At 38.9% G+C, this 14,165-nt stretch carries 13 protein-coding genes; 10 read left to right on the top strand and 3 right to left on the bottom strand.

What is annotated here, in order from left to right:
- Window positions 1-55: 55 nt before the first annotated feature.
- Window positions 56-901 (top strand): HDOD domain-containing protein, encoded by an 846-nt coding sequence (locus tag HII17_RS09885; RefSeq protein WP_169075210.1) that lies wholly within the window; start codon window positions 56-58, stop codon window positions 899-901.
- Window positions 902-992: 91 nt separating this feature from the next.
- Here the strand turns inward: HII17_RS09885 and HII17_RS09890 are convergent, their stop codons facing one another.
- On the bottom strand, window positions 993-1,685 hold the full coding sequence (locus HII17_RS09890; RefSeq protein ID WP_211185325.1) for a potassium channel family protein: 693 nt from the start codon (window positions 1,683-1,685) through the stop codon (window positions 993-995).
- 272 nt (window positions 1,686-1,957) lie between these two features.
- On the opposite strand from HII17_RS09890, the gene glnK reads away from it, so the two are divergent.
- The 3 genes from glnK (at window position 1,958) to HII17_RS09905 (ending at window position 4,657) form a co-directional block, all read left to right on the top strand.
- Window positions 1,958-2,296, top strand: a complete 339-nt coding sequence (gene glnK, locus HII17_RS09895) for a P-II family nitrogen regulator (RefSeq protein ID WP_116001763.1) — start codon at window positions 1,958-1,960, stop codon at window positions 2,294-2,296.
- Window positions 2,297-2,305: 9 nt separating this feature from the next.
- Complete coding sequence (locus HII17_RS09900) at window positions 2,306-3,571, top strand: ammonium transporter (RefSeq protein ID WP_169075211.1); 1,266 nt, start codon at window positions 2,306-2,308, stop codon at window positions 3,569-3,571.
- A 162-nt stretch (window positions 3,572-3,733) separates the two neighbouring features.
- A complete protein-coding gene (locus tag HII17_RS09905; protein WP_169075212.1) occupies window positions 3,734-4,657 on the top strand; it encodes a Dyp-type peroxidase in 924 nt (307 codons plus the stop codon).
- 70 nt (window positions 4,658-4,727) lie between these two features.
- On the opposite strand, the gene HII17_RS09910 is transcribed toward HII17_RS09905, so the two are convergent.
- Together HII17_RS09910 and HII17_RS09915 are read right to left on the bottom strand one after the other, a co-directional pair.
- Window positions 4,728-5,558: a CvfB family protein gene (locus tag HII17_RS09910; protein ID WP_169075213.1), complete on the bottom strand. Its 831-nt coding sequence runs from the start codon at window positions 5,556-5,558 to the stop codon at window positions 4,728-4,730.
- Window positions 5,559-5,610: 52 nt separating this feature from the next.
- Window positions 5,611-6,072: a tellurite resistance TerB family protein gene (locus tag HII17_RS09915; protein WP_169075214.1), complete on the bottom strand. Its 462-nt coding sequence runs from the start codon at window positions 6,070-6,072 to the stop codon at window positions 5,611-5,613.
- A 151-nt stretch (window positions 6,073-6,223) separates the two neighbouring features.
- On the opposite strand from HII17_RS09915, the gene nagX reads away from it, so the two are divergent.
- The 6 genes from nagX to HII17_RS09945 all read left to right on the top strand — a co-directional run bounded on the left by nagX (window position 6,224) and on the right by HII17_RS09945 (window position 14,161).
- Window positions 6,224-7,390: a transmembrane glucosamine N-acetyltransferase NagX gene (gene nagX, locus HII17_RS09920; RefSeq protein WP_235938705.1), complete on the top strand. Its 1,167-nt coding sequence runs from the start codon at window positions 6,224-6,226 to the stop codon at window positions 7,388-7,390.
- A 264-nt stretch (window positions 7,391-7,654) separates the two neighbouring features.
- Window positions 7,655-8,851, top strand: a complete 1,197-nt coding sequence (locus HII17_RS09925) for an efflux RND transporter periplasmic adaptor subunit (protein WP_169075215.1) — start codon at window positions 7,655-7,657, stop codon at window positions 8,849-8,851.
- A gap of 4 nt (window positions 8,852-8,855) precedes the next feature.
- A complete protein-coding gene (locus HII17_RS09930; RefSeq protein WP_169075216.1) occupies window positions 8,856-12,035 on the top strand; it encodes an efflux RND transporter permease subunit in 3,180 nt (1,059 codons plus the stop codon).
- Window positions 12,036-12,195: 160 nt separating this feature from the next.
- Window positions 12,196-12,747, top strand: a complete 552-nt coding sequence (locus tag HII17_RS09935; protein WP_169075217.1) for an RNA polymerase sigma factor — start codon at window positions 12,196-12,198, stop codon at window positions 12,745-12,747.
- Between the two features lies 1 nt (window position 12,748).
- The gene (locus HII17_RS09940) at window positions 12,749-13,198 is read left to right on the top strand and encodes a hypothetical protein (protein ID WP_169075218.1); all 450 of its coding nucleotides are present in this window, start codon (window positions 12,749-12,751) and stop codon (window positions 13,196-13,198) included.
- Between the two features lie 9 nt (window positions 13,199-13,207).
- The gene (locus tag HII17_RS09945) at window positions 13,208-14,161 is read left to right on the top strand and encodes a PDZ domain-containing protein (RefSeq protein ID WP_169075219.1); all 954 of its coding nucleotides are present in this window, start codon (window positions 13,208-13,210) and stop codon (window positions 14,159-14,161) included.
- Window positions 14,162-14,165 lie beyond the last annotated feature (4 nt).

Raw genomic sequence — 14,165 nt, forward strand, 5'->3', positions numbered from 1 at the left:
TTTATTTTTCTAAACGAAACACCAGCATTATTGAGTTAGATTAGGATCGCATTGTATGAAAGCTGTGGAATACGCCGAAAAAGCGAATGAGATTTTTGTTTTATCAGATTCGTTTTTACGTATTAAAGAATTGATAGACGATGAAACTTCAACAATAGATGATATTGCTGAGGTCATTCTTATTGATCCTGCGTTAGCGGCGACAGTGCTCAAACTAGCTAATAGCTCTTTTTTCAATTACCCAGGAAAAATAGATACTGTTTCTAAAGCCGTATTGGTTTTAGGGATCACTGAAGTTTATAACTTGGTAATTGCTTACTTTACTGGTGAAGCATTTAAGTCGTTAGATGCAGATAGTGCCTTTTTGGAAGACTATTGGGAGTCTAGCGTTGATGCGGCGTTGCTAATTAAAGCGCTGGGCGAATTACTTGATGTACCCAATGCCGAACGTTTGTTTATTTTAGGGTTGCTTCATAACTTAGGTGAATTAGTTGTAAAACAGTTTTTACCTGAAGCTATTGACGTTTGCCAAGTGAGTAATTTAAATCAATTACCTTGGGAAGTTCAGAAGGAAAAGATCGGCTTTACCTATGGTGAATGTACAGCGGAACTGCTAAAAATTTGGCAATTACCATTTTCTTTAATAGAGCCAATTCGATACCAAGATGACGATAATCTTCCTGAATTACCACCTGAAACTCGAATGTTATATCTGGCTAAACGTGTAATGTGGCACAACGGTAAATTTCCAAGAGAGCCTTTAGCTAAATTGATTTCTGATGAAGAATTGGAAGAGTTAGGTGCTACCCATCATATGATTAATTCTGCAGTTAACTACTGTAATATGGAACGTTTAAGTGTGTTATCAGTGTTAAAGCCCAGTTCATTAATGATTTATTAAAATTAAAATAATTATAAAAAAGTCAGCAATAGCTGGCTTTTTTATTGCTTTTTATAAGATAGATTTCGTAACTGCAAAAGTTAACAAGAAATTAGGACGTTGAATTATTGCCATTTTGGTGAGGGCTCTTTCTTGAACTAACTAGACTGGCAACCAATACAGCTAAATAAAATTGTCCGAAAACTGCTTGGAAATAAACTAAGAAGCGTGTAATTGGTAGGTTTGGTGATATATCCCCAAACCCTAACGTTGTTAATGTAACAAAGGAAAAATAAACAAAATCAGGAAATGCTATATACCATTGGGTGGCTTCAGGCATTCCATTAAATGCTTGGCCGAAATATAGTTGAGATAAGGTATAAAGTAATGCCCAAATCAATCCAAGTAGCATATAGAGACAAATAGCACCTAGTATTTTGTTGCCATTGATCTCTCCAGAAAAAATAACTTGTCGGGCTGTTTGGTAGGCGGTACTAACAAAAAATATAAGCATTAAAATTAGGTGTGTAAATTCTAACCCGAACTCGTCAAGATAAAACCCTGCAAAAGAAGTTAATATAATAGCTACTGGAAATATAAAGGCCTTAGCTAATAAAAACTCATCTTTTTTTATCCCCCAAACAGCTACAAGTAAGGTGATTACAGTTGTAGATTGAACAAAGCGTTGTGCCGAAGGTTCAAAAAATTGCTGAGCAATTGCTGTACTTAATAGTAATAAAACTAGCGCAAATGTTAGATAGATAAAATTGTCGTGATGACTAATTCTTTTTAAATGGGCGCGCATTGTAAGCCTTAGCCTTTACCGCTTTCTCATTATTGTTGACAACAATTTAACGAATATTACTGATAAAAACAAAACTATTATTGTGCCAATATTGTGCTGCTCTAGATTGGCGCACTGTTTCGATGCGAACAAAAAATAAATGCGCACCAACTTGGTGCGCTGCGTTACATCTACTCTACCTGTTTCTTGTTAAGTTACTGATATTTAATGGTTAAGCTTTTTTGGCACAAGGCTTGTTTTACTTTTAATCAAATAACGATAGGGGAATAAACATGAAGTTAGTAAACGCAATCATTAAGCCGTTTAAGCTCGATGATGTACGAGAAGCTATCTCGGAAATTGGCGTAGAAGGTTTAACGGTAAGTGAAGTAAAAGGTTTCGGTCGTCAAAAAGGGCATACAGAACTATATCGCGGCGCAGAATACCAGGTAGATTTCTTACCAAAAGTAAAACTGGAGATTGCTGTTAATGATGATGTAGTAGAGCGTTTGGTTGAAGCGATCACTAAAGCTGCTTATACGGGCAAAATTGGTGACGGTAAAATCTTCGTATACAACTTAGAACAAGCTGTGCGTATCCGTACCGGCGAAAATGACGTAGCGGCGCTGTAGGGGATAATCATGGAACAAAATATTTTTCACCTTCAATATGCAATGGACACATTCTACTTCTTAGTATGTGGTGCATTGGTTATGTGGATGGCAGCAGGCTTCTCAATGTTGGAAGCAGGCCTTGTTCGTTCAAAAAACACAACAGAAATTTTAACTAAGAATATCGCGTTATATTCCATTTCGTGCATCATGTACTTAGTTGTTGGTTACGACATCATGTACGGTGGTGGCGTTTTACTTTCAGGTATCGAAACTGTCGATGCAGACGCTGTACTTAAAGACTTTGCTGCTCGTGAAGATGGCTTTACTGGTGGTGCAATTTACTCTTCAGCTTCTGACTTCTTCTTCCAAGTAGTATTTGTAGCAACAGCAATGTCTATTGTGTCGGGTGCAGTAGCAGAGCGAATGAAGCTTTGGGCATTCTTGGCATTTACAGTGGTATTAACTGGTTTCATCTACCCAATGGAAGGTGGCTGGACTTGGGGTGGTAACGCTGTATTTGGTTTATACACGTTAGGCGACCTTGGTTTTTCTGACTTTGCAGGTTCTGGTATTGTACATATGGCAGGTGCTGCTGCAGCATTAGCTGGTGTGTTATTACTAGGTGCTCGTAAAGGCAAATATACTGCTGATGGCCGTGTAAATGCTATCCCAGGTGCAAACTTACCATTAGCTACTTTAGGTACATTTATTTTATGGATGGGGTGGTTCGGCTTCAACGGCGGTTCTGTATTGAAACTTGGCGACATCGGTAACTCTCATTCAGTAGCAATGGTATTTTTAAATACTAACGCAGCAGCAGCAGGTGGTGCAGTTGCAGCACTAGTGCTTGCGAAAATCTTATTCAAGAAAGCTGACCTTACTATGGCATTGAACGGTGCGTTAGCTGGCTTAGTTGCTATTACGGCAGAACCTTCAACACCAACAGCATTGCAAGCTACTATCTTCGGTGCGTTAGGTGGTGTTATCGTCGTATTCTCAATTATTGGCTTAGATAAGCTACGTATTGATGACCCAGTAGGCGCTATCTCTGTGCACGGTGTGGTTGGTTTATTCGGTTTATTATTAGTACCGGTAACTAACACTGGCGCAAGCTTCTCAGGACAGCTAATTGGAGCGGCAACTATTTTTGGTTGGGTATTCGTCACTAGCTTTATCGTATGGTTTGCACTAAAAGCAACTATGGGAATTCGTGTTAGTGAAGAAGAAGAGTACGAAGGCGTGGATAAGTCAGACTGTGGCTTGGAAGCATACCCAGAGTTTACTCGCGGCTAATATTTTCTAATAACAAGTATAAAAGCTCAACTTATTTAAGCAGCCTTCGGGCTGCTTTTTTTGTGTTAATATTTAGACATGCAAAATATTGATCTATAAAGCATTCAATCAATATTTTTTTGTGTACAATTGGTAAAAACAGTTAATTGGTTAGTAAAGACTATGGCAAGAGAACAATTTGGTATTTGCGCAGAGCCTAATTTACATGGGACATATTTAATATTTAATGCGATGGATGATAAAAATGCCTTTATTAGGCAGGCTTTATCCCGCATTCCCACGATGTTTGAACATTATGCTGATCAATTTTCAGAAGCTAATTTAAATGGTGTAGTCGCAATAGGTGCTAATTTTTGGGATGAGTTTTGTCCTGATGGACGCCCCAAGTTACTTGCGCCATTTCCTATGATGCAAAGTGATGACCGAATTGCTCCTGCCACGAGTGGTGACTTGTATATCGAAGTACGCAGTGATCGTGCTGATGTCAATCATATTGTGAGCTCCAAAGTCGTAGAGCTGTTAGGCGATAGCGTTGAGCTTATCGAGCAAACTCGGGCATTTCGCTACTTAGATGGTCGTGACTTAACAGGCTTTGTTGATGGTACTGAAAATCCACAAGGTCGTCATCGCCGAGAAGTAGCGCTAGTAAAAGAAGCTGATGATGCTGATTTCTCTGGTGGTAGCTATTTACACATCCAGCGTTATCGTCACAATTTGAAGCTATGGAGTATGTTGAAAGAAAAAGCTCAGGAAGATATTTTTGGTCGAACAAAGTTAGAAAATGTTGAATATGCTTCGCAGGACAAGCCATTGACAGCACATACTAAACGTACGGCGCTGAAAGATGACGATGGAAATAGCATCGAAATTTTAAGGCAGAGTATGCCATATGGCGACATGAAAATGCAGGGGCTATTTTTTGTGTCATATGGGCGATCACCAGAGCCGTTTACGATTATGCTTAAAAGCATGATTCAAGGTGATAGTGAGGGGCACTTCGACCATATGCTTAAATACACTGAGGCTCAAACAGGTGTCGCGTTCTTTGCTCCAAGTTTAAATTTCTTAGCATCTTTAGCTGATTAACTATTTCAATGAATAAAAAAGGGCTGCAATTGCAGCCTTTTTCATTCTGTCATATACAACTCAAATCGCTTTATTTTAATTTGATGCCATTAGGTTCGATAGATATTTTCTTTTGTTTAAGTAAGTGACCTACTGTGGCCTTAAACGCTTTTTTACTTACGCCAAAAGTTTTGCTGATTTCTTGAGGTGAAGACTTGTCATGTAAAGGACAAAAACCTTCATTGTCTTTTAAATACGCCAATAATTTATCAGTGAAATCAATCACCTTACCCTTGCCGGCACGAGAAAGGGATAAGTCAATTCGGCCATCCTCTCGAACATTCTTTATATAGCCAGTTATTTGCTGGCCAGTAAAAATTTTCTGGTGAACTTCGCTGAAGAAAATTAATCCCCAGTGTTGGTTATTAATAATGGCTTTAAAGCCTAGATCTGTTTTACCGCCAATGGTTAGGTTTACCGCTTGACCCGCCTCATATTCCGCTGGCCAAATATCAAGATATTTGTCTAATTTGCTTGAAGCAACTAAGCGTTCTGTACGCTGATCGAGAAAGACATGCACTAAGTAGCGTTTACCTACTTCCATCTTACTATGCTGAAGATTATGTGGAACGAGTAAATCTTTGGGTAAGCCCCAATCTAAAAATGCGCCAAGTTTATTCACTTGTTTAACATTAAGCGAAGCAAAACCACCTACTTCAACATAAGGTTTGTCGGTTGTAGCAACTAAACGGTCTAAAGAATCGGTATAAAGAAAAACGTCTACAAGATCATCTAGTTCGCAGTTTTCAGGTACATAGCGATTAGGTAATAAGATTTCGCCAAGTTCACCGCCATCTAAATAAGCGCCATTAGCCGTGTGCGCTATGACTGGAAGTTCGTTAAATTTACCTATATCGGCCATAATAATCTGTTTGTTTGAAATTTGCCGCTATTTTAACTGACTTGAGTGATGATTACGACGACTGATCTTGAGCGTTGAGTGCATTAGTTTTCGCTTGCATGTACTCATTGTGACGAAGGTGGAGCAAATCAGCTATTTTACGAATAATATGTTGTTCAACGGCAGCAAGTTCACCATCTGCTAAAGCCAGTTGCCAGAGAATCTCAACCATATGAACTTTTTGCTCAGGACTGTATTGCTTATTTATCGTTGAGGTAAAACGGTAAAAATCATTGGCGTTTTCACTTAATTCGATGGCAGCATTGATTAAATCATCTACTTCAATAGGTGTTAAAGGAAAGTGTTTTGTCAGCACGGTTGCTACATGTTGTTGCTCTTCATTGGTAATTAAACCGTCTGCTTTCATTACCTCGACAAGTAAAACCGCACAGGCAATATCCAAGCTTAATTCATCAGAACTTACTTGTTCATTGGCTAAGATATCATCAAAAAATCGTTGTATTTTATTCAGCATAGCGTATTTGGCATAACTTCAGGTATTACAGAGTGATTAATGATGATAGTAATCGCTTAGCTGATGATGGCAAGTAAATTAATGTCATTTAATGTGTCGACGTTTTTCATCAGCATTGATAATTGCTATTTAACCGCTAGCTGATTATCATATGACAACGCTGTCAATTGAAGGTTTAATAAGTGTTCCTATGGTTACATCAGCACCAGAGAAAAAGCGGTTATTATCAGTAGATGCCTTACGTGGTTTCGATATGTTTTGGATTATGGGGGCGGAAGGCTTTTTTGCAGCTTTGTTCATTATTACAGGGTGGTCAGTATTCGAGATTTTTGATCATCAAATGAAGCATGCTGTTTGGCATGGATTTACGGCCTATGATTTAATTTTCCCGCTGTTTATATTTCTTTCAGGCGTAAGTATAGGATTGGCAGCTAAGCCTATTAAGCACTATAGCGCCGATAAGCGAGCTGGTTTATATCGACATGCTTTTACGCGGTTATCGTTATTGATATTACTGGGTATTGTATACAACCATGGTTGGGGAGTTGGAATTCCTGCCGATATTGACCAAATTCGCTATGTTAGTGTTTTAGGGAGGATTGGCATTGCCTGGTTTGTTGCGATTATGTTGGTTTGGCATTTGTCGATAAAAAACCAATGGCTAATTTCAATATCAATTTTATTGGGTTATTGGCTATTACTTGAATGTGTCACCTTAGGCCAGTTTGGCGGTGGGAATTATAGCCCTGACTTAGCGCTAAATGTATGGTTTGATCAGCATATGTTGCCTGGCATCACTTACCGCAATGCACCAATGGATCCCGAAGGCATTCTTTCAAATCTTCCGTCTATTGTTAATGCTATGGCTGGCGTATTTGTCGGTCGCTATATCAAAGCTACACAGCATCAAGCACAACGACTTTTTGTTCATCTATTTGCTGCAGGTATCTTAATTTTGGTAGTTGGTTATTTATGGGGCAGAATCATGCCAATAAATAAAAGCTTATGGACCAGCAGTTTTACTTTAATAACTATTGGCTATAGTACGTTGTTACTTGCTTTGTTTTATTTAGTCATTGATGTATGGCGAATCCAAACTTGGGCCAAAATTTTTGCTGTAATTGGTATGAATTCAATTGTTATATATTTAAGTACCAGCATTTTTAATTGGCAATATTTGGCTAACAGCATCTTTGGAGGGCTGGTAAGTTCAGTACCAGAAGGGTGGAGTAGTTTGTTATTAATTGCTGCAACACTATTGTTACAGTGGTTGTTCTTGAATTGGTTATATAAACGAAATATTTTTATAAAAGTTTAATAGTTGGTAAATTTCACCAAGAAGAATCTTGATAATAAAATTTGTGCTTAAAATAAAGCTGCCTGTGTGCAGCTTTTTTGTTTTTTAATCCTTTGTTATTAAAGAAAAAATAATGTTTTCTTATTTTTTTTGTGCTTTTGTGCATAGTCGGCGCGTATTTTGTAATAACCGTTTACATCTTTCACCATTTTTATTGCTAATAATTCGTTAACATTTACAAATATTAATAAGTGTTACGTGTTTTACACAATTGAGGACAGCGCAGTGACAAGGAAAAAACAAATAATTGTACCTATTATCGTTCTGCTTACCGGTATTTTAGTTTTTGTTGCTCTATCGAGTATGAAAAAACCACCTGCAGAAAAACCTAAAGTAGATAACACACCTATTGTTGCAGTAGAACCAGTTTCAGTTGGTACTATGCACTTAACCGTAGGTTCTTACGGTGTAGTTAAACCTAAATATGAAACCGAACTTGTAGCACAAGTTAATGGTCAAATAGTTGAGCTTTCGGAAACATTTGTTCGAGGCGGTTTCGTTTCTAAAGGGCAATTGTTAGCGAGAATCGATCCGAATGATTATGAGGCGGCGCTTATCGATGCCGAAGCAAGTTTGGCTTCTGCTATTGCTTCGTTAGAAACTGAACGAGCGCAAGGTAAAGTGGCTGAACGCGAGTGGAAGCGTATCACTGATGCCTCTCCGACTGAACTTAGCTTACGTAAACCTCAGCTAGCTCAAGAGTTAGCTCGTGTAAAGGCGGCTGAAGCGACAGTTTTAAGAGCTAAACGTAATTTGGAGCGTACTGAAATCAGGGCGCCTTATGATTCAATGATTGAATCGCGCACAATTGGTTTAGGTTCTTACGTTGGCACTGGTAGTCAAATAGGTAAGTTATTGGGTACAGATATCGCCGAAGTTCGTTTGCCTGTTGCGGATAACCAATTGAAGTTCCTAGAGCAGCACGGTGAAAATGCCTCGGTTTCACTTAAAGGTGTATTTGCTGGCAATGAGATTAATTGGAATGCAACGGTTGCTCGCAGTGAGGGTGTAGTTGATAACAAAAGTCGTATGAGCTACTTAGTTGCTCAAATTAATGACCCATACAACCTTAACAATAGTGACAAGCAACCGTTACGTTTCGGTTCGTACGTAAATGCAGAAATTTACGGCATCACTTTAACACAAGCTACTTCAGTAGCTCGCTACTTAATAGAAAATGGCCGTATTGCGGTATTAGATAATGATTCGAAATTACGTTATGTAGCCGTTGATGTTGCTCGTCAAGATGGTGCAAACGTTATTGTTTCTGGCGGTTTGCATGAAGGTGACCGCATCATCGTATCAGCATTGGATTATCCTGTTGATGGTATGAGCTTGGCTTTGGAAGGCGCTAAATCACAAGAAGATACAGACCCAGAAGCAACAAAAGCTGAGACGCAAGTTGCGAGTGTAGGGGAGTAGTATCATGTCACAGTATACTGAAGAACAAATCGCAGATACGCATAAAGGCATTATTGCCTGGTTTGCTCGCAACTCTGTTGCAGCAAACTTGTTGATGGTGTTCATTTTAATTGGTGGTTTGTTAACAGCTGGCACCATTAGTAAACAAATGTTCCCACAAATTAAAAGTAACTGGATTTCATTTGGGGCTGTCTACCCTGGTGCTGCACCGCAAGAAGTCGAAGAAGGAATTACAATCAAGGTAGAAGAAGCGTTAGAGTCTGTTCAAGGCTTAGATCGCGTTATTACCTATTCAAATCGTAACCGTGCGCATGGCTGGTTTAGAGTCGATGAAACTTATGATCCACTAGTCGTTCTTGACGAAGTGAAATCACAAATTGACTCGATACCAAGCTTTCCTGATGGTATGGAACGTATAAAAGTTGAGCGAGAGCAATACCGTCAAGAAGTCATGTACATTAGCTTGTATGGTGACCTTACGTTTAAAGAATTAAAAGCTCTAGGTAAGAAAATTCATGATGAAATTCAGCAATTACCATTGATTAATATTTCAGAATTTTTTGGTGGCTTAGATTACGAAATTTCAGTTGAAGTCAGTAAAGACAAACTGCGTGAATACGGTTTAAGTTTTAATGATGTTGCGCGGGCAATTCGCAGCTATTCTCGTAATATGTCTGCTGGTCAAATTCGTGCTGAAAATGGCTATATTAATTTGCGTGTTGAAAACCAAGCGTATCGTGGCCATGAGTTCGAGCAAATCCCAGTGGTTACCTTGGCTGATGGTACTAAAATTTTCTTAAGTGATATTGCGACAATAGATGATGGCTTTGAAGAAGGCATGCAATATTCAAAATTTAACGGGAAAAATTCTGTAACCTTTTTCGTTGGCGCGGCAGGTGAACAAAGCATTACTAGCGTTGCCAGAGTAATGAACGAATTTGTTGAGCGTAAACAAAAAGAATTACCAGCCAGTGTTAAATTGGAAACATGGGTAGATTTAACTTACTACCTTGAAGGTCGTCTAGACATGATGTTAGACAACATGAAAAGCGGTGCTGTCCTTGTATTCTTAATGTTAGCGCTGTTTTTACGTATTCGTTTAGCGTTTTGGGTAATGATGGGCTTACCAGTTTGTTTCTTAGGTACGCTTTTAGTTATGCCGATGGAGTTTGTGAATGTCACCATTAATATCATGAGCTTGTTTGCCTTCATCTTAGTCTTAGGTATCGTCGTTGATGATGCAATCGTGATGGGAGAAAGTGCTCATGCTGAAATTGAAGATAAAGGACATTCAGCAGAAAGCGTTATTCGTGGTGTGAAACGTGTTGCTATGCCTGCTACATTTGGTGTTTTAACCACCATTGCAGCGTTTGTTCCATTAGTATTAGGTGATGGCCCTGAATCAGCATTTGGTCAATCCATCGGTTTCGTTGTTATCTTTTGTTTATTATTCTCATTGGTGGAATCTAAGTTAATTTTACCCGCGCATTTAATCAGCATGAAGATTAAACCGGATAACCCTAAAAACCCTATGCACCGTATTCGTAGCGCGATAGACAGTGGTATGAAATACACTATTGAAAACTACTACCGTCCAACGCTGACAACCCTCTTAAATTACCGCTATGGCGTAATGATGTTTTTTGTCAGTATCTTATTAGTTAGTGCAGGGTTATATGCTGGTGGGCTAGTACGCTTTATTGGCCAACCTAAAGTACCTCATGACTTTCCTCGTATATCGATTGAAATGAATACCGACACTGCTGAAAGTGCAACATTAAATACAGTGTTAAAGGTAGAGCGCATTATAAAACAAGTAGATAAAGACATTGAGCAAGAATTTGGTCAACCAATGATTGCTGATATGCAAGTAGATTTACGCAGCCGTATCAGTGCTCGTATCATGGTTAAATTGGTTGAACCAGAGTTTCGCCCAATGAATACCTTTGAATTGTCAGACAGGTGGCGTGAAGCTATTCCTAGTTTGCCAGGTGTTAAACAGTTCTCAATTGATGACAACTTATTTGGTGGTGGACGAGAAGATGGCGATATAAGCTTTAGATTAGAAAGCCAAAATGACGAGCAGTTATTAGCAGCAGCCAAAGAGTTAAAGGCTAAACTTAATAGCTTGAAAGGTGTTGGTGATGTTAATGATAGTCGTCAAACGAGTGCAAAAGAGGTGCAATTTACCCTTAAGCCGCTAGCGTACAGTTTGGAGTTAACATTGTCGGATATCGCTTCACAAGTTGGCTTTAGTTTTTATGGCCTAGAAGCACAGCGAATCTTACGTGATAGTGAAGAAGTTAAAGTAATGGTTCGTTACCCGCTTGAGCAGCGCAGTGCCGTCGGCCATGTAGAAGATGTTATGATCCAAGCGCCTAATGGAGCAGAACTACCGCTATCTGAACTTGCTGAAATTAGCTTAGTTGACGGAGTTACTAGCATTCGACGTGAAAATGGTAATCGCACAATTAATGTTTGGGCGAGTATTGATGCTGCACAAATAGAACCTTATGAAGTAACCAAGGAAGTTCGTGATAACTTTGTTCCTGAGTTACTGCGTAAGTATCCACAAGTGAAAAGTGAAGTTTCAGGCCGTATTCAAGAAGAAATGGAAGGTCAAGCTAAACAGTTAAGAGACTTTGTTTTATCGTTAATGGTAATTTATACATTGCTAGCCGTGCCGTTGAAATCATATTCACAACCGCTAATGATCATGTCTGTAATCCCTTTTGGTATTGTTGGAGCCATGATTGGCCACATGATTCTAGGTATGGATCTTAATGCGCTTTCGATGTTTGGTATTATTGCTGCCGCAGGTGTGGTGATAAATGATTCCTTAGTGATGGTCGATTATGTCAATAACTCACGAAAAGAAGGCATGGCGTTAAAAGATGCTGTGATTTATTCAGGTTGTCGCCGCTTTAGGGCAATTATGCTGACCTCTATTACGACGTTTATTGGCTTAGTGCCAATCTTGATGGAAACGAGTATGCAGGCGAAAATGGTTATTCCAATGGCTGTATCTCTAGCGTTTGGCGTGTTATTTGCCACTATAGTTACATTGGTGATGATCCCATCATTATATTTAGTAATGGAAGATATTCGTGGCTTATTCAAGCGTAAGAAGAAAATGAAAGATGATCAGGATTTAACACAGGCAAAACCGCTTGAAGTAAATTAAATAAATCAATCACTTCTATAGTAAAAGAAGAAAAGGAAGGGGAATATAATTATTCCCCTTTTTTATCGTTTAGTGTAAAAAGATCAAAAGATATCATTAGTGATAAAAAATTTGTCACAAATTACCCCACTCATGCATCTTAAAGGAAAAACAGGAATTTATGAGTAAACAGGGATTTGGCCAACAATTGAGTGAACAAGATTTTATTTTGCTTCAAAAAGGGAAGCAAAATGGGTTTGTTGCCGCTTATAAAATGTATGCCGATCATGTTTATTCGCTGAGTTTACACTTAGTGTGTGATGAAGAAATTGCTGCTGATATTTTGCAAACTATTTTTGAAAATTTAATACAGAAAAAGAAGCAGCTTAAAGGCGCAGATAGCTTAGGTGCTTGGTTAAAGCGTTGCACCATTAATGCGTGTATGGAATATTTTAGGCGAGTTAAGCGTGAACATTCTTTTCGCAGTTTGGAAGGGGAAGCTGTAAATGTCGCTGACGAGATAGCTAATAATTCAACTTATCAAGAAAGTGAAGTTGCACAATTAATTAACCAGTTACCTGAGGCGCAACGCTCAATCGTGTATTTGCATGCGGTGCAAAATATGAAGCACAGGGAAATTGCGAAAAGTTTAAATGTTAATGAAGATGCAAGTCGGCAGTCATACCGTCGAGCAATTCAAAAACTTAAGTCATGGCTGACGAAGGCGAACTAATATGAGTACATTTGACGAGCAGTTAAAATGGCGAATAGAGACAGCTGATTCTGCAATGGTGCTGTCGGAAGCGCCCGATTTCGCCAATGATATCTGGCGAAGGCATCAAGTTAAGCAGTTAACTAAGGTTGTATCCGTAACGGTATGTAGTGCGCTTATTGCAATAAGCGGCTGGATGTACAATATGAGCCAATCACCTGTCGCTATGCCAGCATATATCGTTCAAAGTCATCAATACGAGCAACAACTTGCTAATTACGCACAAGTGCAACTTTCTGATACTCATAGCGCCATTATTGCTAATTGGCATCATGAACTGTCAGTAATTGATCAGACGTTAGAGCGAGGTAAAGGGAATTTGTATAATGTTGAACTTTGGCAGCGTCGTACTAATCTATTAAAAATGATGGTTGATTTTTATACTAAACCAATTGATTTATATGAAATTTGAGGATTCATAATGAAGTATTTGTTTGTCGTTTTATGGCTTGCAAGTCTCAGCGTTTATGCCAATGAATTGAAGTCAGAGCAATCTAAACAGATAGCAGAACAGCTCATTAGGACTATCAACCAGAAAGTTGCTGAGATAACGGCTTTAGAGTTGGCTGCGGGAGTGCCTATCAAAGATATTTCAATTAATTTGAGCCAGCATAAACGTTTTGATACAGGTCGATTTGGAGCAGTACTTGATGCTAACCAACCAGGTCTTATAGTTTCAGTAACCCCGCGGAGTCAGGCGAGTGAACTTGGTATTCAAAGCGGTGATATTATTAAGACAATTAACGGCACAAGTTTTGTTGAAAGCGCGCAATCCGCTTTTAGAAACTTGCAATATTTACCTAATGATTCAAAGGTTTCCGTTATCGTTGAAAGGCTAGGTAAAGAGTTAACCTTGTCAGCACTATTAAAAGCTAAATATATTCCTCAATGGCAATTAGATAGTGCGGAATGGTTAGGCAATGACACAGGCCTAAATGCAAGCCATGTCCCTTATTGGCATGACGATACTAATGCACCTATATTTTCAAGTGCCCTCGAGCAAAGAGTAGCTGAAGTTGTTGGCACGAAAGCTTGCGGACGAGTGATTCTAGTTAATAGTTTATCGATTTCTCCACCTAAATATAGTGGATTGAAGACAACGACGGTAATTAAAGAAATAGACGGTATGCCTTGGCTGCAAGATAAGTCTCGTGTCAGGGTTAGTGTTGGTGCGCATCAGCTTCGCATTGGCAATAAGTATGATCTGCCAAAAGAGTTTCGAGATTTCACTATTAACGTGTTACCTAACACTAATTATTATGTTGCATATGTGAGAAACAAGCAGTGGTTTGACGATAAAGGTAACGAGTTAAGCTTAGGCAAGTACACTGGCCCTGTTATTTGGAAAACGGCAGAGCAAGCATGTCAGAAGTAACTAA

Source organism: Thalassotalea algicola, assembly GCF_012932965.1.
GTDB lineage: Bacteria > Pseudomonadota > Gammaproteobacteria > Enterobacterales > Alteromonadaceae > Thalassotalea_F > Thalassotalea_F algicola.